We start from the raw sequence: 24942 nt of genomic DNA, 5'->3' as shown, positions 1-24942 counted from the left end.
AAATGTTTCCTTATTCTAGTAAAGCAATATTTCTAAAATTGAATTACTTTGATGGTGATTCTAGTCCTATAATGAGAATTCCAATAAAAGATTTTACCCAAAACTAACATGAATGTTTTATATTTTAAAATTCTTTTCGTTTATTTACATTAACACATTTTGATACTAAAAAAGTAGTTACCCTATAAGTTACCCTAAGGCAACTTGGAAAACGGGAAACCTTGAAAACACTAAGATAAATAAAAGGATTACGGAGCCTCTTTCTCCGCAAACAAAAACCCGCAACATAAGTTGCGGGTTTTGTCTTTATTAGTCTTTATTTTTTTATTTCGCAATAACTTCTTTGTCCTTTAAATAAACTTTATTGCTCTTTAGAGTATTATTAATAATACTTGGATCTTTAGTTATAGAGTAGCCTATTTGAGCAAGTCTGATACGTAAACCTTCAATAACATTATGACTCTTATAATTAAAACTTAAGCTCTTAGACTCTAAATCTACGCAAAAATTAGATATACCGTTTACCTTGTAAAGCAACGAATACACGAAATTTTTACATTCCTCACATTGTAAGTTTTCTATAATTACAGTAGTTCTCATTAAGTATTTTACTTATGAGTTGTAAACCTATAAAGTAAAATAAAAATAAAAAATGACTTTTATCAGGTTTTAGAAAACTTCTATAAATCATCAATAAACTTTTCTACATCAGTACTATTAATTATTCCCATTTTTTTCCCAGAAAGCTTTACCAAACCTTTTTTCTTCAAAATTGAAAGGTTACGAATACAAGATTCTACTGCAGTTCCAACAACACTAGCTAAATCTTCTCTTGACAAACTAAGGTTTAAATACCCATCCTCATCTTCCCCATAATTATTTTTGAGATACAGTAATGCCTGAGCTATACGCTGTTTTACACTCTTTTGTGAAAGACTAAGAATAATATCATTAGAATCTTTAAGGTCAGTTATCATAGTTTTTAAGACCTCCATAGTAAATTTAGGGTTAAATTTTAAGGGTTGTACAATCTTGTCTTTAGGAATAAAACAAACCTCCATATCGTTAACGGCAGTTGCTTTCAAATTAACCTTCTCGTCTGCTATTATTGAATGCTGACCTATGATTTCTCCTTTGGTAGCTAATTTCAAGATTTGATCTCTACCATTAGAACTTAATTTTGATAGTTTTGAAACTCCTTTACGAATACAGAAAACACCGTTAAGTCTTTCACCCTCTTCAAATAGAGCTTCTCCTTTTTTAATTATTTTGGTGATTTTGGCTTCAGAAACTTCTTTGAGTTCGTCTCTATTCAAAGCACGTAGGTTATTAAACTGCCTAACTATACAATTTTCACAACGTTTTGCTTTATCATCTTGAGCCATACTAGCAGTTTCGTTTTTATAAACACAACAAATATACTAGATGAAAAAAATTAGAACCTATAAAATTATAGGTTGCTCTAGTGCTTAATTAGCTTTTAACATGGCTCTCAATTGATTATTAGAAATAATTTTAATTTTTTCTCGATTTATTTTTAAATACTTTTTCTCCTTAAATGAAGATAATAAAGAAATAACATATTCACTAGTTGTTCCAAGAATATTGGCAATATCCCTTCGTTTTAATGACACACTAATCCAACCTTCTTTATCTACTCCAAATTTATCATTCAAGTATAATAATAACCCAGATAATCTTATTTTTATGGCACTATGATTTTGGAAATATTCTATTTTTTCAGTTTCATCCTCCATATCTACAATAAAACCTTTGAGTACATCCTGACAAAAAGCATTGTTTTCTTTCATACATAGCAAAACAGGTTCTTTATCTAACAAGCAAAGTGTTGTATCCCTTAGAGCAGTAGCAGTAACTAAAGCACCTTTATTAGTGATAATTGAGCGTCTGCCCATTAAATCTCCATTCCCTAATAATTTGGTAATATGCTCTTTACCTTTATCGTCTATTAAAGAAAACTTACAAGCTCCATCACGAATACAAAATAGTTTTTGTAATAATTCATCTTCAAAAAATATGACTTCTCCTTTTTGTATTTTTAAAGAGGAGCTACTTTTTTTAAGTACCTGCTGTTCTCTGGCCGTCATACTTTTTAGAAAGTTAAACTGCTTACCGATACCCAAGTCTTGTTGTAACATATCTTTTTGGTTTTATGAGACAAAAGTAGTTTTGATTATAAGTTTAAATGCTGATATTTATCAGGTTATAATCAAAACATTCATCAATATTTTTGAGAAAATGTATTAAGAATGCTACAGTAAAAAATAATTATACGTCAGTAAATTATATTGCAGCTATTTAGATTTATTTCATATTATACACCAAAGATGGTAATAACCAATTTCCTAATACCTCCATAATTTCTATGCTCACATAAATAAACACCCTGCCACGTGCCCAAATTCAATTTCCCATTAGTGATTGGAATTTGTAATGAGGCTCCTAATAAAGATGATTTTATATGTGCTGGCATATCATCAGAACCTTCATAAGTATGCTGATAATAAGGTGAGTTTTCAGGAACCATTTTATTGAAATGACTTTCAAAATCAGTTCTTACAGTATAGTCTGCGTTTTCATTTATGGTTAAACTTGCTGATGTGTGTTTTATAAAAATTTGTAGCTGCCCTGTATTTATTTCTTTTATTTCAGAAATAGCATTAAGCACTTCATTTGTGATTAAATGAAATCCTCTTGGGTATGATTTTAATTGTATTTCTTTTTGATAAAATTTCACTAAAAATACTATTCAACATCCTTAGCCATTTCAGCAACTGCTTTTTTAAACTCTTTCCAATCTATTTTTCCATCTCCATCTTCGTCATAACCTTCAATTAGTTTTGAGCCTACCAAACCTCTAATAAAACCATTGATTTCAGCTTCTTTCAAAAGCTTTACCACTTCTTTTTTAGATAGTTTACCATCTCCATTTTTATCAAAAAAATTGAAAGCGTCTTGTGGAGATTCAAAATGATTAGTGAGTACTATTTGAATTTTCTTTATGATTGTTTTCTTAGAAGCCATAATATTATATTTTAAATTATATTCTTCAATTTAAGAAAAAGAATTGAATTTAAATTATGGCGAACTATCTACTTTTAATCATGAACAGGATCTTGTGTACAAGGACAATTACTAATACCTTGTAAAAAGTTTAAGCCAATTGTAACTACATGTGTTCCCGAATTATAAGCTGCTAACTCATTTGTTGTGATTTGATACGCATACCCGAAATAGAATATATTCTTTTGAAAACCAATCATAGGGCCTATATTTAATGGTTTTAAAATCTGATCATTTAAGAAGCGGTATGAAATACCTCCCCAATAATAATCACCATATCTATTAAATTTTCTGAATTTAAAATTCAAATCAGTACTAGAACGCTTATCACTACTAAACATTTGATAAAACACAGAAGGTTCATATTCCAAACCACTTTTCTTTGGGCCTTTAAAAGTATACCCTGAATAGATTTGGTAATTCAATAATAAATTAGGTTCTCGTTTTCTAATAAAATCGTCAAACTTTTTAGGCAATAAATTATTCACATTAGCGCTTAAAAAATAACCTCCGAATCGGTATAATACACCAACATCAAAATTGTGGTTGGTTGTTCTTCTATCATCTGTTACAAATGGATCTATTGTAGGATTCTCATAAGTAGTATTGAAGTTATTAATATCAATTCTAAAATTATTAACGTTGTAAGAGATTCCGAATGATAAATATTGTTTGGAATAATAATCTAAAATAATATGATGAGCAAAAGATAATTTTAAACCAGATTGAATAGTATTTCCATTTTTATCTTTATAGAAAGAAATCCCTACTCCTGTTCTATCTGCTATTCTTACATCTCCGTAAAATGACATGTTTTCTGGAGCACCTTTAATACCAACCCATTGTGTTAAACCATTTGCTCTTATCTTCAAATTATCTCCAATACCTGCATAAGTTGGAGATACAACAAAATTATTATCAGCTAAATATTGCGTAAATACAGGCAAATTCAATTCTTGACCGTAGCTATTTGCTACAATTAGAATTAAAATATATGTGAATATTTTTCGCATTTTAATTTTCTTTAATTTTCTCTGTACCATCATCTTCATTATCTATACAGCGTAAAATGACCTACAAATTCCTTATCGTTTCTACTATCATTTAGCTTTACAACATACCAATAATCTCCTGTTGGTAATTCTTTTCCTTTATACCTTCCATCCCATTTATCGTTTACATTTAAGGTTGCTATTTTTCGTCCGTATCTATCGAAAATATCAAAGGTTAAATCTTCATATTGCGTTGTACAACCAGGCCCCCAGTAATCTAAAGTTCCATCACCGTTGGGTGTAAAATAATTAGGAATACACACATCAATAAATTCCATAGGTATCGAGGCTGACACAAAACACCCGTTACTATCTGTAACAGTTACAGTATAAGTTCCTGTTTTATAAATAATAAAACTGTTTGTACTTCCGTAAGACTCTCCATTTAAAGTGAATTCATAATTCCCTGTACCACCTGTGGTTACAGCAACTATTTCATTTAAGCCACCTTCTTCTAATACCAAAGCTAGAGGTTGATAATCTTCAATATCGAAAAACTCAGTTCTCGTAACACATCGGTTTGTATGTCTTACATCTATAAAATGATCTAATCCAGCATAAATATTAGTAAAAACATTATTTTGTTGATATGTCCCGCCATTAAATGAATATTCCAAATCTGAAGGGTTTATAGTAGTTGCATCTACATTTACTGTAACGGTATTTATTGAGGAATTATTAACACAAGTATACTCAATTACCAATTCTGGCTCGATAAGAATTGAATCAGGAAAATCAATTTCAAATTCAGCTTCGCAACCTTCAGCTCTGTCCCTTATATGAACCACATGATTCCCTCCTGCTAATGCCGTAAAATCAAAGATGGTTTGTGTTAGGCTCCCTGTGGTATAAGGACCATCATAATTATCCAAACTAACACTATATGGTAAAGCGCCACCAGAAATTTCCACACTAAACGAACCGTTTAAATCGCCTCCACATAATTCTGGTAATATAGAATTTGGTACTACAGTTAAAAATACCGGTGCAGGTTCGTCTATACTAAAATCTAAAATTTCAAAACATCCTAATTCATCTTGAACAACCGCCTGATATGTTCCTGGAGCTAAATCTTCAAAAATTGATGTTTCAAAAAACTGATCCAACTGTGGAGAAATAGCATATTTAATAATACCTGTTCCACCAGTAGCTATAATTTCTATGGAACCATTATTTTCTCCTGTACATGTTACATTAGTAGTATCAAAAGTAACTTGAAGTTGTAATGATGGTTCGGTAATTGGAATTGTTGTGGATGTAGATAAACAATCTCCACTTTCTACTCTTACTTGATAATCTCCTGATACAAGCTCAGTAAACACACCTGGACTGTCTTGAGTTGCTGGAATAGCATTTCCAGAGGTATCTTGAAGTGTGTATACATAACTCCCCAATCCACCTTCAGCAATTGCAACAATTACTCCTGAATTATCTCCTGCACAATTAATTTTAGCATTTGTAGCATCAATATTAATAGTTAATACTGGTAAAACATCAATAGTAATTTGGTTAGAAACATTTGTAATACATCCGTTAGTGTCTCTCACATAATATTGATAATCTCCTGCAGATACTGGAAAAGTTACCAATGTTGCAAATGTGCCAATTACTGTTGTAAAACTACTATCTGTACTATAACTGTAAGGTCCATTACCTCCAGTTGCACTCAAAGTTAATGTTGCTTCTGTTAAACAAGTTTGTGATGTTGCTTTTACTAAACTAGCCTCTACTTCTGTAGGTTCATTAATAATAATATCTACGGAATTGAACTCACAATTATAACCATCAGTAATAGTTACGTTATATGTTCCAGCTCCAAGATTATCAAAAACTGTTGCAGTTTGTGGTCCCGAAGAAGTTACCGTTGGCAACACTTGATTAAGCGTGTATGTATAATTCGAACCTTGTCCGCCAATAGTATTTGTAATAGTTATTGAAGCATTGTTATCTCCAAAACAAGACAATAAATTTGTACTCGCTGAAATTGTGGCATCAATAGGATTTGGAATTGTAAGCGTAACATTATCTGATGCAATACATCCGCCTGCATCTCGAACATTTACCGTGTAATTACCTGCAACTAAATCTGTGAAAGTTCCGTTTAACGAAAAAGCAACGGTTGCTGTTCCTGTTAATTCATATTCATAAGTACCCCAACCACCGCTTGCAACAGCTGTAATTGTACCTTTATCGTTATCACAAGTTACGTTTGATGTTTCAGTTACAACTACTGTTAATGGATCTAAAGGAGAAGGAATAGTAACGTTAGAAGTTGCAGAACAAAACGGACTCGCAGTTTCTGTGATTACTACTGAATATGTTCCAGATTGCATTCCTGAGACTACTTCTGGATTTGTTGATGTATTGGCATTCACAATACCTGTTACAGAAACCAATGCACTATCAAAAACTTCATAAGTATAAGCACCTGAATAACCACTTACATTAATTTCGAATGATCCAGTATTATCTCCAAAACAAGTTATTGCTGAAGGTGTAGTTGTTACAATTGGCGCAATTGCCTCTGGTAAAACTACTTCAACATCTACAGAACATGTATTTGCGTCTGTAATAGTAACTGTATATGTTCCTGAAGGTACTCCTGAAAATATTGTTCCGCTAAGAGTTACACTTGCTGGATTTGGACTTATGGTGTATGAATAAACTCCTGTACCTCCCATTCCAGTTATTGTAATTTCTCCATCATCATTATTACACGTTGGTAATGCAGTAATAGAAGGTGTTATATCTACTGGAGCAGCAATATCGATTGTCTCTATATTTCCACAACCATTTGCATCTTGTATTTCTACAGTATGCGTTCCTGATGATAAATTTGAAATTGAAAATGGAGCTGTTCTGGTTTGAAATGCACCTCCATCAATACTATAACTATAAGGTGCAATTCCGGCAGTTGTTAAAAAAACATCAATTTGAAAATTACCTTCTGTTACAGTACATTGATTATTTACAGTTGCTGAAATTACAGGTTCTGGATCTGATGGTAAAACTATAGCTGGTGTAGTTTTAATACAATTGTAAGCATCTTTAACATGCACATAATAGGTATTTGCATCTCTATTAAATGTATTTGCCGCAGCCCAAGCTGGATCTGTTGCTAATGGTGCAGTTGCTGATGTTGTAATTTGATACGAATATGGTGGCGTTCCATCTCTGGCTATAGCACTAATTAGTCCTGAATTTGGATTACAATTCGCATTTTGACTTACTGTTGCCGTGATACTTAAATCTATTGCAGATTCTGTAATTTCAAAAATAGCAGATGCAGATTCACAACCATTAAATGAACCAGTTCCATTTTCAGTAAAAACAATATAATATTGTCCTACAGATAAGGTTCCTGGCGTAGGTGTAATTACTGTTTCTGGAGTGCCGAAAGTAACTGGTAAGTTGGTTGGCCCATCTATTAAAACATTTGTAAATGCTCTGTATATAGTATAGTCTACCGAATTAGTAGTACTATCAAAATTATCGATAGTAAACGTAACACTACCATTATCTCCACCTTGACAAATTACATTATTAGGTACAACTGTAGATGTTAATGGTGAGGCTGGGTCTATTGCAACATCAGCAGATTTTACGAAATAACAATCTGTTGAAATATCATGAACAACAAAAGTATAAATAACGCCTGGTGTTAAATTTGTAAACGTTCTTCTATCTGGAAATCCAATATCTGACGGTAAAAATGTTGAAGTATAAGGCGAAGTATTAAACTCAAGAATACCGAATTCATAATTCCCACTACCAACAGCTGAAACCGCTTGAACTATCGCTGTTCCTCCCGAAGTACAATCTGGAACCGTAGTATTCACATTTATCAATAAATCTGATGGTGGCGAAGCAATTACAATTTGCTCTGAAAGACTACATCCATTGTCATCAACTACATTAATTGTATACGTTCCAAAATTGATAATATTAAATGTATGATTTTCATTTGAAGTTGCTGAATAAGGATTCCCTGGAATTACATCTCCAAAATTATTCGAAATAAAATATGTAAATGGTGCTGTTCCGCCTGAAACATTTTCAACCGTAATAGAACCCAAACTTGATCCTCCTGGATTATTACAGGTAATGTCTATTTTTGATAAATCGAATGCAATTGGATCTGGATCTATAATTGTTATAGGCTCAGTATCTACACACGAATTGGCATCGGTTAATGTAATTGTATAATTACCTGCTGGTAAACCTGATGTTTGTGTACCAAAATCAGTACCTGAAGTATCATTATTCACATTGATAACAAAAGGAGGTGTTCCAACGCTGGTATTAATTGTAATATCGATAGCAGCATTTATATCTCCATTACATAAATTGTTTTGAGTTTGAATTACTGATGTAATTTCTGGTAATGAAATTGCATTGATGGTTTGAACTCCAGATTCTACAGTACAATTATTTGCATCTGTTATTTGGAATTGGTAAGTCCCGTTAGTTGGAACATTGTATATAAATGTTGTTCCAGTAGAGCCAACAGAAGTATAAGCTCCACTATTTACAGATACAGCATAACTAAATGGTGCTGTACCTCCAGTAATTGTTCCTGTAATTGTTCCGTCAGGAGAAGCTGTACAATCTAAAGTTTTAGTAATTATTGTACTTACCGTAAAAGGAGGCAATGGGTTAATGGTATATGTTTCAGCATAAATACAATCGTTAGCATCTCGTACTTGGAATGTATAAGTTCCTGGTGCTAATCCAGTAAATATATTTGATGGTTGATATGCTGTTACAGAACCAGAAGGTGCTGTGATTTGATATTCTAAAGGACTTAAACCACCTGTTGCAGTTAATGTAACATCGGCTGTATTTGATGGACAACTTATTGCTGTACTAATAAAATCTAAATCTGATGGAGGGGTTAAAGTTGCAACAGTTATTGGAGCAGCAACAAACGTACACACATTTGCATCTCTAACTGTAACTGTATAAGTTCCATCTGTTAATCCTGTAAATGTATTTCCAAGTTGAAAGTTTACACCATCAACACTATATTGATATGGTGCCTGACCTCCCGTAACTCCTGAAACTGTAATTATTCCATTAGTAGTACATGTATATGGAGTAGTTAAAGTAACTGTTCCGTTTACTGCTGTAAGAGCTGTAATTGTTATGGTTTGTACTGCTGTTGTACATACATCTCCTCCTACTGTAGATTCCACAACAACCTCATAATCTCCTGCTGCTAAACCAGTAAAATTTGGCGAATTAACATAAGTCATACCATTATCAATACTGTAGCGCAACGTATTTCCATTAGGGTTTGAAACATTAATATTTATTGCGCCACTATTTGCTGCATCTGAACATAAAATATCTGTTTGAGAAATTGTAAAATCTGGAGCAGCAATAGCATCAACTGTAATTGAAGTTTCTGCTGAACAGTTATTTGAATCTACAACAGTAATATCATAAACTCCTGAAGTAGTAACACTAATTTCAGGGGTAGTTTGAAAAACAGTTGAACTATTTACAAAGTAATAATATGGCGGTGTGCCTCCAACTGGGTAAACCGTAATTTCTCCATCAGTACAAGTTAATGGTGTAGTAAGTGCTGCTGTTACTTCTAATAATGGTGGTTCTACAATATCTATATCTCCTGAGTATACACAACCATCTTCTGTAGAAACATTTATGGTATAAGTACCTTGATTTAGATTTTCAAATACATAATTATCTTCTGTAATTGGACCAACGCTGTTTACCAAAGTTGCTCCATCATAAATTGAAAAGAAATATTGTGGTCGCGCATCATTTGCTGCAACGTATACACTTCCTAATCCACCATAACAAAATGGTTGGGTTATAATGGTTGATACTGTAAAATCTGTTGCTCTTATTTGTACATCTGGTACGGAGAAAATACATGGGTTAGGAGTTACTCCTATTTGCCTCACATAAACACTATAAATAGCTGCAGTATTTATAGAAAACGTGTTACTTGGTTGGTAATTTGTACCATCAATACTATACTCGTAACCACTTGGTACGCCACCAACAACTATTTCTCCTGGTGTTGTACAATAAATATCTCTCGATGTAACAGTTGGTACTAATAAATTTGTGTAAACATTGAAATAAAACTGATTAAAACAACCGCCTTCATAATTTAAAGTTAATCGGTATTGCCCTAGTGTATCTATTAGATAATCTGGTCCTGTTTGTACTTGATTCCATGTACAAGCAGCATCTTCGTTTGCACAATCTTGATTTAATACGGCTGTACAGCTAGATTCGTCTAATCTTTCCCAAATCATTGAAGTAGTATCCGTTATTCCTGTTTGAATAAACCTAGAATCATTAGTACCACATAGATAAAAATTTGGTAATAACTTACCATCATTGGGACAGGTCACTACCTCATCAGCAAAAGGAATTACTGGGTTTGTAACACCTTCTCCAAAAGTTATCACTTCAAATTCTTGATTGATAGATTGACAAGGTGCTATTGCAGTATTTCTAACATAATATCTACCTGTATCAGTTACCGTTATAGACTGAGTTGTACCAATTACTGGTGTTCCTGATGGACTAGTAGACCAAGAATAAGAATCGTAGCCATTAGCTGCATTTAAGGTTGTACTTGCACCACAAAGTACTACTTGCTCTTCAAATGTACAGTTTAAATCTGCCAAGAAATTAGTTGCTGCTGGTGTTAATAAACACCCTGTATTAGTACTAAAACTTGGGTCATCAGAAATTACAAATGTTGAATTAATTGTACCATTATAAGTTACAAAAGCCTGATTACTAATAATATTAGAACACGCATCACTTAACAAACTACATGATGACACAACTGTAACTTTAAAACGAATTTCTTGTAAAGGATCATTTTCTTCAACAACAGAATTATCAACACTAAACACTATTTCTCTAGTAGCAGCATTATAACTTTGAACCGATACGCCTGGTGGCAATAACCCCATATCTGCTGGGTAATTAAACACAACATTTATTGGGAGTACATCTCTAATAATTAAATTTGTTGCATCATCATTTCCTGTATTTTGAAAACCAATAATGTAATTTAATTCATCACCTAAATCAACTAATTGATTACTAATATCATTTCCTAATACGTCTTCAACTACTTTAGTGAGTGTTATTTTAGGCTCAATAATTTCAACAGAAAAGGAGGTTAAAAATACACCATATCCATCACCGTTTGTAGTTAACTTTAAATCTCCAGCTGTCGCACTATTAGGCAACACCGAATTAAGTGGGTTTGGTATTTTAACATTGTTAACATCTAAACCTAGTGTATTTAAACTGGCTGGGTTTCTATTAATTTGATGCACCCCATCTTTAGTTATTGTAGAATTAAAGAAGTTATTAGGCTCGTTTATAGCATCACTTAAAATAGTGTAAGTAGGTGATGTACTCGCTTTAAATTGAAATGAATCACCTCTAATACCAATATCTCCCTCTAAGGCAGAAACACCAATGTTTGCATTTACTGGCAATGGTGCTGGTAATGTTTGGAATCCTGATACTGGAATATCAAGTTCTGTTGTATTTTGAACACCTGCATAACCATCAAAAACTGAAATAAACTTACTTGGAAGCAACGGGCTTTCATATATTACAACCATAGTCCAGCCTGCTGAACATCCACCCAATCTTATACCTCTTGTAGCTCTAAGATTTGCAACGGTATATTTACCATCTGCTTCAGTTAAACCTTGGAGCAAATTAGTTACATTCTTATAACATATTATAGGAGAATCTTTAAAAGAGTTTTCTACTCCTGTTCCATAATATTCATATCCATCAAAGATAATATCATCTTCTTCTCCAAGAGGATCAGCATTATTATCTGCCTCTAAGTCTATGAAACCACCTGTAGGTAATTTAAATTTTATTTGATTCCAATCATCAAGTCTTGGTGTTCCTTCAAATTGAACTGATCTATTATTAGCAACTTCAAGTGGATAAACTGAAGCCCAATATAAACCTGCATATAGTATTCTTTTACATGAATTATTAGTCTCTAAATTAGCACTACTAGAGCTGAATATTGAAGAATCTCCCCCACTTTCAACATTTACATAAACACCTTCGTTGTTATTATTTATTTCAGTTCCGTTGTATGGAAGTGGTAAATCTTTTGCAGTAACAATACCATTACCAATAAAAGTGATGTCTCCTTTTACTTTGATACTACCGCCAGGTAGTCTTGGAGAAAAAGGAACAGGTAATTGCGCAAACATTTGGGTACTCACAAAAAGTAACAAAACAATAAATGCTGCTTTTACATAAGTAGTTTTTTTCATGGTTGGTTGTTCTTGTATTTCTGTTTTATTTGGGGAATAAAAAGAAATATTTATTGTTTCCACGTTATTACTAACTGTAAGATTTTTATTTACTAATTTATATTACACCTATTAATAACGTATTTAAACGGCATAAATATCGTAAAAATAACTCTAACAACCTTAGTTCATGACCACATTTAACACACTTAATCGATGAAATAACATTTTTATCTATTTATTATATATTATTTGTAAGAATTTAAATCAAAAAACAATAAATTTGTACATAGTACAGTTAAGACACTTTTTTTTTAGTAGAAAAATTAATGGTTTAAATAGGTTAGTTTTCAATTTTAACCAAAGACATTTTACCGTTATAAGGCTTACTTCCTTTAGACTCCAAAGCGTTTTTTGCCTGATTAATTGAGGTAAACTTTTCGTAGTAGATAAAATATTTATTTGTAGTTACATCAAAGAAGAAATTGATATCTTTTTCACCAGAAGCTACCACTTTTGCTAGAAAATCATCTCTTTTTTCAATATCACTATGTACAGCTATCACTATGTAATAACCATTTTCTTCATTTGTTACATTCTTAACAATTTGAATGTTTCGGGTTTGCTCTTCTCCAAAATCAAAATCTTCTTCACTTAATGGGGTAGTACTTTCATCAGTAAATTTCTTAATACGCGCCAAGGTATTTTTATCTTTTACATAACGATCTTGTTGGTTATCATAAGCAGCACGTCTAATACGTCTTTTCCTTTCAAAATCTGTTGCAACATTAATATTATTTAAAGCTATATCTAAATCTTTTTTTGCTTTTAATGTTTGAAGTTGTTCAGATTTTAACCTTTCAATGGTTTTTAAATAATAAGCATTTACTGGATCATTTTTACTTTTAACTTTTTTCTTTCTGGTAATATACAAGGTTTCAAGTTCAATAATTTTTATGTTTTGTTCTTCTATTGTTTTATCAATTTCATCTTGTACTTTTTCTAAAGCTGCATTTTCAGCAGTAATACTCTTAAATTGTTTTGGTGCTTGGTAAACGCCTTGTTCGCTTAAATCGTTTTCCTTTTTTAAATCATCCAAGTCCGTTTGCTTACTGTTAATTTTCTGAGATAAATTCTCTAATAGTTCTTTCTGAACTATACTTACCTCATCAGATGACTTGGTTAAAATCTTCATAGATTGTGATATTTCATCATCAGCTTCAGGTTGTATTTCTTTTTTAGCTTTAGATTCTTCTAATTGCCTTTTGACTTCTGCATCAGCTTTAACTTTTTCTATTTCTTGTAATCGTGCTGCTTCTTTAGCCTTAGTTTCTGCATCTAACTTAGCTTTTGCTGCTTCAGCTGCTATTTTTGCTTGGGCTTCTGCCTCTAACTTTAATCTGGTTTCCTCTTCTCTCTTTAATCTTTGAGCTTCTTCTAACTGTTTTTTGGCTTCTTCATCAGCTTTTGCTTTTTCTATTTCTTGTAATCGTGCTGCTTCTTTAGCTTTAGTTTCTGCATCTAACTTAGCTTTTGCTGCTTCAGCGACTATTTTTGCTTGGGCTTCTAACTTTAATCTGGTCTCTTCTTCTCTTTAATCTTTGAGCTTCTTCTAACTGTTTTTTGGCTTCTTCATCAGCTTTTGCTTTTTCTATTTCTTGTAATCGTGCTGCTTCTTTAGCTTTAGCCTCTAAATCTAACTTGGCTTTTGCTGCTTCGGCAACTATTTTTGCTTGAGCTTCTGCTTCTAACTTTAATCGGGTCTCCTCTTCTCTCTTTAACCTTTGAGCTTCTTCTAACTGTTTTTTGGCTTCGGCATCAACTTTTGCTTTTTCTATTTCTTGTAATCGTGTTGCTTCTTTAGCTTTAGCCTCTAAATCTAACTTGGCTTTTGCTGCTTCGGCAACTATTTTTGCTTGAGCTTCTGCTTCTAACTTTAATCGGGTCTCCTCTTCTCTCTTTAACCTTTGAGCTTCTTCTAACTGTTTTTTGGCTTCGGCATCAGCTTTTGCTTTTTCTATTTCTTGCAATCGTGCTGCTGCTTTAGCTTTAGTTTCTAAATCTAACTTTGCTTTTGCTGCTTCAGCTGTTATTTTTACTTCAGCTTCTAATTTCTCCTTATTCTCTACTTTGTTTTGAGCATTTATTGAAGTTGAAGCATCTACTTTTTTAGTTGTAACTTTTAAATTCTCAACATTAACTTGTCCCTTTTTAGCTTCTGCAGCTGCTTTACGTTGGGCAGCTATTTCAATTCTTCGTTTAGCCATTTTTTCTGCATCGCTCTTCGAAATTGTATTTGCTTTTACTTTTTTGTGTCTAGAATTAAATACTGATTGCTCTTCATCATCGTCATTATAATTATAACGCTCTCTTTTCTTAAACCTATAAGCTATTATAACTTCATGAGAATTTCCGAATTCTGATAAATCACCCATAGATTGTTCATAATTGTACTCTAAAGCGACATTTTCAGTAACATTAAGACCAACTCCAGCAGATGCGCCGTACACACTATTGTAGCCTGCTTGTGCCCAAATTCCCTTTGGAACGGTTAGCATTACTAAACCAGACAATACCGTTTGATCTTTTTTAAACTCACTTTTTATTAGTGTAGAAAACTTACTTTCATCAAAAAACCCACTTGTATTCATATAGCCAGTATACATGATATGCCCCTGAATATTCTGTTCTGGATTGCTCTCTATAACTTTAGAATTACTAATATCATATGAAACAAGGTTATTAATGGAAACACCAAAATCTAAAAAGGATGTACCATAGTTGATCCCAGGATTAATAGTCATTAAAAAACTAGATGGTATGTTTTCCAAAGCTGAATCTGGTGTATTAACAATAATACGCCCTTGATTAATACCGCTTTGATAGGCAGCTAAATTTAATCCGAATGTTAAATTATTATCATTACTAATATTAACATTGTAAGCAAAATTTAAAACACCTCCAAAAGTAGATAACACTCCAAAATCTTGTTGAAATAAACCAATACCTGCACCAATATTTTCCTTAAATCTACCTGAGTAACTAAATAAGTAAGTCTGTGGCGCATTATCAAACTGCACCCATTGTTTTTTATTTGTAAAACTAATGTACTTATTTTGCTCTCTTACAAAACTGAAAGTTGGATTAATAGCATATCTATTGAACTTTAAAGAATTTCTAACTGGTAGAGACAACCCTACAGCTGCACTTCCCTCTTGGGAATGGAATTGCTGTAGTGTACTGAAAACTAAAAGCGCATATAGTAGATATTTGTTCATTTTATTTTACAACCGTAATAGATCCCTTTATAGTCTTTTGGTTTTCTGCTTTTATAATGTAATAGTAAATTGAAGAAACATTTTTAAAACTTAGTTCGTTTTCTGGCCAATTATTTAAGTACTTATTTGTATTAAGCACAACTTTTCCCTGAGCATTATAAACTGTAACTTGGGTATTTGTACCGCTAACATATGCTTGAGGAATTACCCAAGTATCATTTTCATTATCATTATTTGGAGTAATAACATTTGGTATTTGCGATACATCTGGAAATGGTTCAGTAACTCTAAAACTAAATTGCTTAGATGACATACAACCAGACGTTTGATTAATTTCAACTTTATAATTTCCTGCTTGAGCTATTTCATAGGTTGCTACGTTAGCTCCAGAAACTAAAACATTATTAAAATACCATTTAAATTCGGGATTCATTGCCGTAGTTGTTACAGTTACATCTCGTGTTTCTCCATCTGATAGCTTAACTGGTTCATCCAAATCAATATCAATATTACTTTCAAAACCAGTATTCTCTAATGTAATTGTAGCACTTGCGGTACAATCGCCTAAATCTATGGTTACAGCATAAATTCCTCCTTCATTAGTTTGATACATTTGGTTTGTTGCACCAGTTATTTCATTTCCATCTTTATACCATTGGTAGCTCAAACCTTTAATTGTGCTTAAAATTGTTGGTCCTTCTGTTGAACAATAAGGATTACCTAAACTAGAACTAATAGAACTGGTTGCCGTTCCAGAAGAAGCTTCACTAATAGTTACCTTATTTGAAACAGAATTAGATGTACAGCTTCCATAGTCTGTTTCTACAAAATAAGTTCCTGCTTCATTTACTAATAAACTTTCACCCGAGACTACAAAAACTGATGTAGTTGGGCTTGTTTCCTTAAACCAGTTAAAACTTAGTGAAGAGTATTGCAAAGGAGAATCATTCATTACACCTCCAGGGTTATCGATGGTTAATAAATAGTTTCCACCAGAACAAAACACACCTGTTTCAACTAAATTATTGATTGAAAACGGAGTATCTTGAATTTTATAATAGGCAGCAAACGTATTTGAAGCACTACTCGTTGCTACTGGCGCTGTACTTTTTACTCTCAATTTATAAGATTCACCTGAAGTTGTTGTTGGAAAAGAAATACTAATAGTTGCCGGCGAAGTTGTTATACTTCCTACTGTAGAAGAAAATATATTTGTAACGTTTGAAAAACTTCCAGTAGCATCAGACAACTCGACAATAAATTGATTTGATACACCTAAATTTGCCTCTGGCGAAAATGAAAAAGTAATATCAAAAGAATTAAAAGAAGCGTTAGCACAGGCTTGAGTAAAACCTAAATTAGGCTTACTTATCACTATTTGGCTATTTATGATTCCAGAAAATGCAACCATAGATAGCAATACAATAAAATTATAAATAGTAATCTTCCTCATACGCCATATTTTTATAAAACGACTAGGAACTATACCAATGTAATATTTTAATTAAATTTCCTATGTTATGATATGTAAGCAGGAAAGTAATTGCCTAGAGTTTTATCATACTTTTTAAAGTATCATAGTTTAATTTTATTCATCCATTAAATCTCTATCAATATTGGTTGCAATTATTTTATTGATTCGTAATCTAAAATCTGGCTTTTTGTAATCTTCAGCGGCTATAAACGTTTCAGAATTGTTACTTCTAGAATACACATTAAAAAATGCGTTATTACCATACCAATTCTCTAAATCATCATTATTAGAATTATTTTCTAAAAAAATATTTCCTTTACAATTATTAAAATACATTTCTTTGAATGAAATTTTCTCTAAATTTTTTTGATTTATCTTCATTTTTTCATCAAGTATAACAGCTGGATTAAATCCAGAAACTACACTTTTGAACATATTTAATCGTGCATCTTCTCCAACAAAAATAGCTTCATGAACCAAGTTCATTTTGATATCAGCTTTTAAGTCTTCACTATCATTCAAAAAAGTTAAGTTTTTTGCCTTTAAAAAAGTTCCCTTTTTTGTAAAATCAAATTCATCTTTCTTGCTATATGACAATATTTCTAAGCACCTCGAACCTCTACCATTAGAAGCATAAGGAGAACGAACAGCTAAAGAATTAGCCATAACAGAACGTGATCCGTAATTAAACTTGAAATCAGTACCTTTAGTACGATAAGAAACCATGTTAAATAAACCAATTTTTCCTCCCCATATTTCAAAAGCATCTTCAGCACAATGACTAATCATTATATTACTTAATTTGGTACCTCTACCAACACTAGCTAGGAGTAATCCATTAAAATAAGTGTCTTGAGAGACTCTTTTTCCAGCGTACTCAATTCTTACATATTTTAATATTCCCGAAGATCCCATGGCATCATCGCCTCCATAATTTGTGTTAGAATAATTTGCTCCGCTAAGATTTGGATAATAAGACGCTACAGATCCAGAACCATATCTGTTTATTGGAGCATTACCAAGTACAATTATACCTCCCCAATCACCTGCTCTTTTAACACTTCTACTAGATGTAAAGATAATAGGATCTGTTTCAACTCCATCAGCAATCAAAGTCGATCCTCTGCCAATTGTTAAAGATGCCCTGGTTTTAAAGTCGCCTAATATTACTGTTCCAGGTTGTATGCGTAATTCAGCATTATTTGTAACAAAAACACTACCAACAAGCAAATACACTTCTTTTTTATAAAGCGTTCTATTCTCAGTAATGTTACCAGTTAATATTTGAGTAGGTTCACCATAATCAATTTTACCAGATTTAAACTCCGTCCAGTTGTTCAACCAATTAGCATTCCCTACAATTCCTTTTTCTTGTTGAGCTGAAATACTAATAACAGATACTAAAAATACTAAAATTAAAAGGGTAAAATTTTTCATGATTCTATATTTATAATTTCTTCAATTCTTATTCGGTTTACTATTAATCAAAATTAAGACAATATTCCATGAAATACCAAATATTTCGACAAAATACATATTTATAGCTTATTTTGATTAAATATAATCGATGAAATACATAATTTAAAGCTAATTATACATAATGAAAGTATTTACTTTCTTTCAAATTTAAGCTGTAGAAGATGATAAAATACTAATTAGAACATCTAGAATACTCTAGAATGACGAAATATAGTTCAACGAAAATTTAAGTGAATTTTTTAGTTTTGAATTAATGAAACTCACTATATTCATGAAGAGATTTTAAAGCTTCTTCATAAAATATAATTGCAGAAACTAAATCATTAGTATCAGAATAAGGTAAAATTCTTTTTTGAAATTCAGAAGTTCTCTCTAAAAATTCGTCGGTGGCATCAAATTGATCATCAAGTGACTTTCTATTATCACTATCATTAGGTATCCCCAATGTAGTCATAGTAACACCTGGTTTTGTTGCAAAGGCAATGTAAGGTAATAGTTTTACAAGACTCTCTATTCGCTCTACATAAAGCACTAACAACTCTCCTTTAGCCATACGGTCTAATTCAGACTTATTATGGTATTTTTTTATTGCAACATCATCACTAATAATACTTTTGGGCTGTTTCTTTTTTTGAGCAAAACCAATGCCTGCCACAAGCATAAAGCAAAAACTAAGAAAAATTAATTTCGTTTTCATGAATTAGATTTAAGGGTTCTGGCGGCTAATTTATGTAATTTATCGTTAAAAACAATCATTTTATCGATTTTTTTATAAAATTTTTATGCCATTGTAAGTGTTATAGTTTAAAAAAAGAATAGCTTACTTAGTAAAAATGTTAATGTAAAAACAAATTTACTTTACACAAAGAAATGTAATTTAGCACCACTAAATAGAAATGTATGAACCTATCTCAAGTAAAATTAGTAGTTACAGATATGGATGGAACACTTTTAAATTCAGAGCATGAAGTGAGCGCTTTATTTTTTGAATTATTCAATAAACTTAAAGTACATGATATTATTTTTGTTGCAGCTAGTGGACGTCCCTTTTACGGCATTATTAATAAATTAAACACTATCAAAAATGATATAATAATTGTGGCTGAAAATGGAGGGTTTGCAGTAAAAAATGATATTACCTTAATCTCAAATCCAATTAAACAAAAAAATCTGCAAAAAATAATAGAAGTCATTAGTGAAATTGATAATGTACACCCAGTATTTTGTTCAAAGGAAAAAGCTTTTGTAATGAGTGAATCTCAATCTTTAATCAATTTATTATCAGAATATTATGCTAATTACACTATTATTAACGCAACACAAGATATAGATAATACTATTTATAAAATAGCTTTATATCATGAAGAAAGTTCAGAAAAATATGTTTACCCTCATGTTAAGCATTTAGAAACTCACTTTAAGGTAAAGTTATCGGCTACTCATTGGGTTGATATTTCTGAAAACATTGCGAATAAAGGATATGCAATAGAGTATATACAAGATAAATTTAAGATTAAAGCAGAAGAAACTTTAGTTTTTGGAGATTATAATAATGATATAGAGATGCTAAAAAAAGCTCATTACAGCTATGCTATGGAAAATGCTCATGAAGCGGTAAAATCTGTTGCTAGATTCATGACTAAAAGTAATGATGATTTTGGAGTAGAATTGATTTTACAACAACTGTTAAACGAAAAAGATAAATTATTAGAATAATTTTAAAATATTTACGCAACCATTATATACTTTTGACATCTAATAAATAATTCAAAGCTGTTGTAATTATGAAACTCAAATTTATTTTTCCCATATTTTTTCTTTTGATATGTTCTAGTTGCAGTACAAATAGTGATGATGATCTACAAGATCTGGGACCAGTAGAAGTTGAAATTTTTCAATGGCACTTAATTAATGTTTCAGGAGGTATAGCTGGCGTTGATACTGATTTTGAAGAAGATAAAGTTATATATGTATTTAATGTGGACTTTAATGGAAGTGGAGTTTTGGCTGTTCAAAATAATAATACAGATACAACACTAGAAGATGGGTTTGATTCTGGTAATTATTCGATATCTATTCCTGTTTATGATTCAAACTCTATTCTTTTTGTAGATGGAACAGAATATGGAGCAATTGTTACACCAAATGAAAATGGTGAGGATTTAATAATTGATCAAAATATTACGTCTACAGGAACTCATTCCGATGGGTTTGTATACACTTTTAAAAGAAAAATAATCACACAAACCGTTAATTAGGTTTTTTGCTTCCTCTTTTTTGCAGCAGGAAATAAAACGTTATTCAGAATAAGCCTATATCCCGGAGATGTAGGATGTAAATCTAATTCTGTTTTAGCATCTCCTACTCTATGCTGATAATCTTCAGGATCATGTCCTCCATAAAATGTAAAGAAGCCTTTACCTTTAATACCATGTATATATTTGGCTTCTCCATTAGATTTATTTTCTCCCATTACCAGTACATTAGACTTTATTTCATCTCTCTCAAAAGCTGTAGTCTGGCCCATAAACCCTTTAACTAAAGCCGTATGGTTTTGGCATAACATTGTTGGAACAGGATCCCATTTTGCTGAAAACTCCATTAATGAGAAATAATCTGTTGTTTTAGAAACCATACGTTTTCGTGTTGTGTCTATTGACGAAAACTCATAAACCATAGGGTTTCTCTCTAAAGTAAAATCTGTAAAAGCAAAAGTTTTTTGATAGTCTATTTTCTTTTGATAGCTAGGGGTACTGCCATCTCCATCGAACATGGGTTCACATATATCTATGCCTTCAGCAGATAAAGCAACATCAAAACTATCTGTTGCACTACACATGGCAAACATAAAACCGCCCCCCACAACATAGTCCCTTATTTTTAAAGCTACATCTTGTTTTGCATTAGAAACTTTATTGTATCCTAATCTTTCAGCAAGCGCTTCAGCTTCTTTTTTCTTGAATATACCATGATGAAGCACGATACATACTGTAAAATTTACCATATTGTCCAGTAAAATCCTCGTGATGTAAGTGCAACCAATCAAACAATAGCAGACTATCATCCAAAACTTCTTCATCATAAACAGTTTCATAAGGAATTTCGGCATATTTTAAAACCATGGTTACAGCATCATCCCATGGTAACTTTCCTTTTGGTGTGTAAACAGCAATTTTTGGAGCTTTTTCTAGCACAACAGCCTCCATATTTTGACTGGGACTTGATATTTCTTCCAAAATATTTTCTGCTTTTGAATTTGAAATAACTTCAAAAGACACACCTCTTATTTGGCATTCCTGTTGGATTTCTTCAGTATCTGGCAACAAAAAAGAACCACCTCTATAATTAAGTAACCACTTTACTTTTAATTGCTTATTCAACGTCCAATAAGTTATACCATAAGCTTTTAAATGGTTATTTTGAGTATCTACGTCCATAGGGATGAGGATGTAAGATGCATAAGTCTTAAACGATAAGAAGACGATTATAATGAATAAAAGTGGCTTTTTCATAAACCGAAAGATACAGAAAATTTCACCTTCAATAAATTAATCATTTGTTAAAAAGGCACATCGTTCTCTTCATCCTCATTAAACGAACTACCAAAAGCTTGATCTGGACTAGCCGTAAAATTATCTGCTTTAAAAGTATCATCATTTGCAGCAGCATTCATCTTACTATGGAATTCAAATGGAGAATCAAAATCATCCAAATTATCAAACTTACCTAAATGCCCAACAAATTTTAAACGAATATTCTCTAAACCACCATTTCTATGCTTTGCAATAATAAATTCTGCTTGGCCTTCAGTTGGAGAACGCTCTTCGTCATCCCATTCATCAATTTTATAATATTCTGGTCTGTAAATAAAACTCACAATATCTGCATCCTGCTCAATTGCTCCAGATTCACGTAAATCAGAAAGCAAAGGTCTTTTACTACCTCCACGTGTTTCAACAGCACGTGACAACTGTGATAATGCTATTACTGGAACATTCAATTCTTTTGCTAATGCCTTGAGGTTTCTGGAAATCATTGAAATTTCCTGCTCACGATTACCTGCATGGCTGCTACCTCCAGTCATCAACTGTAAGTAATCAATCATAATCATTTTTATGCCATGTTGCGATGCCAATCGACGTGCTTTTGCCCTTAAATCGAATATTGAAAGTGAAGGCGTATCATCTATATATAATGGTGCTTTCTCTAAATCTTTAACTTTTACATTAAGTTGCTCCCATTCGTGTTTTTCAAGCTTTCCTGTTCTTAATTTTTCAGAAGACAAGCCAGTTTCACTAGAAATTAAACGTGTAATTAACTGTACAGATGCCATTTCTAAAGAAAAGAAAGCAACTGGAATATTTTGGTCTACAGCAATATTTCGTGCCATAGATAATGTTAATGCTGTTTTACCCATACCAGGTCTTGCAGCCACGATGATTAAATCGGAAGGTTGCCATCCTGATGTTAATTTATCAAGTTTATGAAAGCCTGTAGGGATACCACTTAGACCTTCTTTGTTAGAAATCTCCTCAATTTTTTTCTTAGCTTGAATTACTAAATCTTGAGCGGTCTCACTTGATTTTTTAATGTTTCCTTGAGTAACTTCATATAATCTAGATTCAGCTTTATCTAATAAATCGAAAACATCTTTGGTTTCATCATACGAATCTTCAATGATTTCGTTTGAAATTTTAATTAAGCTTCGCTGAATAAATTTTTGAAGAATAATACGCGCATGAAATTCAATATGCGCTGAAGATGACACCTTTTGGGTAAGAGATATAAGATAAAAATCACCACCTGCTAATTCTAGTTTCGCATTCTTCTTTAAGCGGGTTGAAACAGTTAATAAGTCAACTGGTTCACTATCTTCAAACAATTGGAAAATGGCTTCAAAAATATGTTGATGTGCTTCTTTGTAAAATGCATCTGCGCTCAAAATGTCAATTACCTCATCAACACCCTTTTTATCAATCATCATAGCACCAAGAACAACCTCTTCTAAATCAAGTGCTTGCGGCGGAATTTTCCCTTTTTCAAGATTTATTAAAGTGCTTTTATCTACTTTATATCCTGTGATTTGGTTTGGTTGTTTCATATCTGCGAAATTAGACAAATAAAGCGTTCGTTCTTCGGTATTTTAGTTTTCATTCTTAACCCTTAGTTAACAAAATAACTGTTAATAACTTAAATAAATTGTGAATAGCGACAAAAAAATCTGAAGTAAACACTTCAGATTTTAAATCTTTTGGTTTTAAGTTGTTTAGCCTTTAAAAGTACCCATACTTGCATATTTATCCATTCGCTTACCTACTAAATCCTTTGGTGATAAGTTTTTCAATTCGTCATAACACTTTTCAATGGCATTACTAACTGCTTTAAAAGTTTTTGCTCTATCTCTGTGAGCACCGCCTAATGGTTCTTTTATAATTTGATCCACCAATTTTAATTTCTTCATATCAGTCGCTGTAAGTTTTAAGGCTTCAGCAGCTTCTTCTTTATGCTCCCAACTACGCCACAAAATAGACGAACAAGATTCTGGCGAAATTACAGAATACCATGTATTTTCTAACATAAGAACTTTATCTCCAACACCAATTCCTAAAGCACCACCCGATGCACCTTCTCCAATGATAATGGTAATTATTGGTACTTTTAAACGTGCCATCTCTAAAATATTCCTAGCAATAGCTTCCCCTTGTCCACGTTCTTCAGCTTCTAAACCTGGATAAGCACCTGGAGTATCAATAAGTGTAACAACTGGAATTCCAAATTTTTCAGCAGATTTCATTAAGCGTAATGCTTTTCTGTAGCCTTCTGGATTTGCCATTCCAAAATTTCTTAATTGCCGCGTTTTTGTGTTATAACCTTTTTGTTGGCCAATAAACATATAACTTTGGTCTCCAATTTTACCTAAACCACCAATCATAGCTTTATCATCCTTAAAGTTTCTATCGCCATGAAGTTCTAGAAAAGAATCTCCACAAATAGCTTTAATATGATCTAGAGTATAAGGTCTATCAGGATGTCTTGATAGTTGTACCCTTTGCCAAGGTGTTAAATTTTTGTATAAATCGGTAATAGTAGTTTTTAACTTCTTTTCTATTTGCTCACAAGTTTCAGTTACATCAACATCACTTTCTTCTCCAATAACTTTACATTTTTGAAGTTGATCTTCAAGCTCTTTAATAGGTAGTTCGAATTCTAAATATTCCATAAGAATTAATTCGGTTATTTTTAGTTAGTATACAAAATTACGGATTTCTAGTCAAAATCAAATAGCT

General features: G+C 32.1%; 17 protein-coding genes and 1 pseudogene. 3 read left to right on the top strand and 15 right to left on the bottom strand.

Annotated features, from left to right (window positions below; all coding sequences use genetic code 11):
• Positions 1-324: 324 nt before the first annotated feature.
• From AC0L5U_RS01595 to AC0L5U_RS01560, 8 genes are all read right to left on the bottom strand, one after another.
• Entirely contained in the window at positions 325-600 is a 276-nt protein-coding gene (locus AC0L5U_RS01595) for a heavy-metal-associated domain-containing protein (protein WP_473414364.1), read from the bottom strand.
• Positions 601-680: 80 nt separating this feature from the next.
• Positions 681-1385, bottom strand: a complete 705-nt coding sequence (locus tag AC0L5U_RS01590) for a Crp/Fnr family transcriptional regulator (protein WP_473414362.1) — start codon at positions 1383-1385, stop codon at positions 681-683.
• A gap of 84 nt (positions 1386-1469) precedes the next feature.
• Complete coding sequence (locus AC0L5U_RS01585; protein WP_473414360.1) at positions 1470-2159, bottom strand: Crp/Fnr family transcriptional regulator; 690 nt, start codon at positions 2157-2159, stop codon at positions 1470-1472.
• Between the two features lie 176 nt (positions 2160-2335).
• Positions 2336-2758 carry a secondary thiamine-phosphate synthase enzyme YjbQ gene (locus AC0L5U_RS01580; protein WP_473414358.1) on the bottom strand — a complete coding sequence of 141 codons (423 nt, stop codon included), beginning with the start codon at positions 2756-2758 and terminating at the stop codon, positions 2336-2338.
• An 8-nt stretch (positions 2759-2766) separates the two neighbouring features.
• Positions 2767-3045, bottom strand: coding sequence for an EF-hand domain-containing protein (locus tag AC0L5U_RS01575; RefSeq protein ID WP_473414354.1), 279 nt, complete (start codon positions 3043-3045; stop codon positions 2767-2769).
• Between the two features lie 74 nt (positions 3046-3119).
• Complete coding sequence (locus AC0L5U_RS01570) at positions 3120-4097, bottom strand: PorP/SprF family type IX secretion system membrane protein (protein WP_473414350.1); 978 nt, start codon at positions 4095-4097, stop codon at positions 3120-3122.
• Between the two features lie 38 nt (positions 4098-4135).
• Positions 4136-12445 carry a T9SS type B sorting domain-containing protein gene (locus tag AC0L5U_RS01565; RefSeq protein ID WP_473414348.1) on the bottom strand — a complete coding sequence of 2770 codons (8310 nt, stop codon included), beginning with the start codon at positions 12443-12445 and terminating at the stop codon, positions 4136-4138.
• A gap of 322 nt (positions 12446-12767) precedes the next feature.
• Positions 12768-13619: a sprD domain protein gene (locus tag AC0L5U_RS01560; RefSeq protein ID WP_473414346.1), complete on the bottom strand. Its 852-nt coding sequence runs from the start codon at positions 13617-13619 to the stop codon at positions 12768-12770.
• Here AC0L5U_RS01560 and AC0L5U_RS01555 point away from each other — a divergent pair.
• Positions 13603-13854, top strand: coding sequence for a hypothetical protein (locus tag AC0L5U_RS01555; protein WP_473414344.1), 252 nt, complete (start codon positions 13603-13605; stop codon positions 13852-13854). The two genes, AC0L5U_RS01560 and AC0L5U_RS01555, sit on opposite strands and share 17 nt — an antisense overlap.
• Before the next feature lie 111 nt (positions 13855-13965).
• Here the strand turns inward: AC0L5U_RS01555 and AC0L5U_RS01550 are convergent, their stop codons facing one another.
• From AC0L5U_RS01550 to AC0L5U_RS01535, 4 genes are all read right to left on the bottom strand, one after another.
• The gene (locus AC0L5U_RS01550) at positions 13966-15702 is read right to left on the bottom strand and encodes a PorP/SprF family type IX secretion system membrane protein (RefSeq protein ID WP_473414342.1); all 1737 of its coding nucleotides are present in this window, start codon (positions 15700-15702) and stop codon (positions 13966-13968) included.
• A 1-nt stretch (position 15703) separates the two neighbouring features.
• On the bottom strand, positions 15704-17155 hold the full coding sequence (locus AC0L5U_RS01545; protein WP_473414339.1) for a T9SS type B sorting domain-containing protein: 1452 nt from the start codon (positions 17153-17155) through the stop codon (positions 15704-15706).
• A gap of 135 nt (positions 17156-17290) precedes the next feature.
• Entirely contained in the window at positions 17291-18613 is a 1323-nt protein-coding gene (locus AC0L5U_RS01540; RefSeq protein ID WP_473414338.1) for a hypothetical protein, read from the bottom strand.
• A gap of 292 nt (positions 18614-18905) precedes the next feature.
• Positions 18906-19352, bottom strand: coding sequence for a hypothetical protein (locus tag AC0L5U_RS01535; RefSeq protein ID WP_473414336.1), 447 nt, complete (start codon positions 19350-19352; stop codon positions 18906-18908).
• A gap of 203 nt (positions 19353-19555) precedes the next feature.
• Between AC0L5U_RS01535 and AC0L5U_RS01530 the strand changes: the two genes are divergently transcribed.
• Both AC0L5U_RS01530 and AC0L5U_RS01525 read left to right on the top strand, forming a co-directional pair.
• Complete coding sequence (locus AC0L5U_RS01530) at positions 19556-20371, top strand: HAD family hydrolase (RefSeq protein ID WP_473414335.1); 816 nt, start codon at positions 19556-19558, stop codon at positions 20369-20371.
• A 68-nt stretch (positions 20372-20439) separates the two neighbouring features.
• Positions 20440-20913 carry a hypothetical protein gene (locus AC0L5U_RS01525; RefSeq protein WP_473414334.1) on the top strand — a complete coding sequence of 158 codons (474 nt, stop codon included), beginning with the start codon at positions 20440-20442 and terminating at the stop codon, positions 20911-20913.
• Here AC0L5U_RS01525 and AC0L5U_RS01520 read toward each other — a convergent pair.
• The 3 genes and pseudogenes from AC0L5U_RS01520 to AC0L5U_RS01510 form a co-directional block, all read right to left on the bottom strand.
• Positions 20910-22092 (bottom strand): annotated as a pseudogene (locus tag AC0L5U_RS01520) (asparagine synthetase B). The gene AC0L5U_RS01525 and the pseudogene AC0L5U_RS01520 sit on opposite strands and share 4 nt — an antisense overlap.
• Positions 22093-22214: 122 nt before the next feature.
• Positions 22215-23756 carry a replicative DNA helicase gene (gene dnaB / locus AC0L5U_RS01515; RefSeq protein ID WP_473414333.1) on the bottom strand — a complete coding sequence of 514 codons (1542 nt, stop codon included), beginning with the start codon at positions 23754-23756 and terminating at the stop codon, positions 22215-22217.
• Between the two features lie 165 nt (positions 23757-23921).
• Positions 23922-24875 (bottom strand): acetyl-CoA carboxylase carboxyltransferase subunit alpha, encoded by a 954-nt coding sequence (locus tag AC0L5U_RS01510; protein WP_473414332.1) that lies wholly within the window; start codon positions 24873-24875, stop codon positions 23922-23924.
• Positions 24876-24942 lie beyond the last annotated feature (67 nt).

It is taken from the genome of Jejuia sp. G7-7 (assembly GCF_055808955.1).
Note: the sequence above shows the minus strand (reverse complement) of the source record. Positions and strands in the feature narration are given on the sequence as shown.

What these genes read in the sequence shown, in the direction of transcription:
- AC0L5U_RS01535 (WP_473414336.1), bottom strand. Translation starts at nt 19,352, where the DNA reads ATGAAAACGAAATTAATTTTTCTTAGTTTTTGCTTTATGCTTGTGGCA.
- AC0L5U_RS01545 (WP_473414339.1), bottom strand. Translation starts at nt 17,155, where the DNA reads ATGAGGAAGATTACTATTTATAATTTTATTGTATTGCTATCTATGGTT.
- AC0L5U_RS01565 (WP_473414348.1), bottom strand. Translation starts at nt 12,445, where the DNA reads ATGAAAAAAACTACTTATGTAAAAGCAGCATTTATTGTTTTGTTACTT.
- AC0L5U_RS01550 (WP_473414342.1), bottom strand. Translation starts at nt 15,702, where the DNA reads ATGAACAAATATCTACTATATGCGCTTTTAGTTTTCAGTACACTACAG.
- AC0L5U_RS01530 (WP_473414335.1), top strand. Translation starts at nt 19,556, where the DNA reads ATGAACCTATCTCAAGTAAAATTAGTAGTTACAGATATGGATGGAACA.
- AC0L5U_RS01575 (WP_473414354.1), bottom strand. Translation starts at nt 3,045, where the DNA reads ATGGCTTCTAAGAAAACAATCATAAAGAAAATTCAAATAGTACTCACT.
- dnaB (WP_473414333.1), bottom strand. Translation starts at nt 23,756, where the DNA reads ATGAAACAACCAAACCAAATCACAGGATATAAAGTAGATAAAAGCACT.
- AC0L5U_RS01590 (WP_473414362.1), bottom strand. Translation starts at nt 1,385, where the DNA reads ATGGCTCAAGATGATAAAGCAAAACGTTGTGAAAATTGTATAGTTAGG.
- AC0L5U_RS01560 (WP_473414346.1), bottom strand. Translation starts at nt 13,619, where the DNA reads ATGAAGATTTTAACCAAGTCATCTGATGAGGTAAGTATAGTTCAGAAA.
- AC0L5U_RS01540 (WP_473414338.1), bottom strand. Translation starts at nt 18,613, where the DNA reads ATGAAAAATTTTACCCTTTTAATTTTAGTATTTTTAGTATCTGTTATT.
- AC0L5U_RS01570 (WP_473414350.1), bottom strand. Translation starts at nt 4,097, where the DNA reads ATGCGAAAAATATTCACATATATTTTAATTCTAATTGTAGCAAATAGC.
- AC0L5U_RS01510 (WP_473414332.1), bottom strand. Translation starts at nt 24,875, where the DNA reads ATGGAATATTTAGAATTCGAACTACCTATTAAAGAGCTTGAAGATCAA.
- AC0L5U_RS01525 (WP_473414334.1), top strand. Translation starts at nt 20,440, where the DNA reads ATGAAACTCAAATTTATTTTTCCCATATTTTTTCTTTTGATATGTTCT.
- AC0L5U_RS01595 (WP_473414364.1), bottom strand. Translation starts at nt 600, where the DNA reads ATGAGAACTACTGTAATTATAGAAAACTTACAATGTGAGGAATGTAAA.
- AC0L5U_RS01585 (WP_473414360.1), bottom strand. Translation starts at nt 2,159, where the DNA reads ATGTTACAACAAGACTTGGGTATCGGTAAGCAGTTTAACTTTCTAAAA.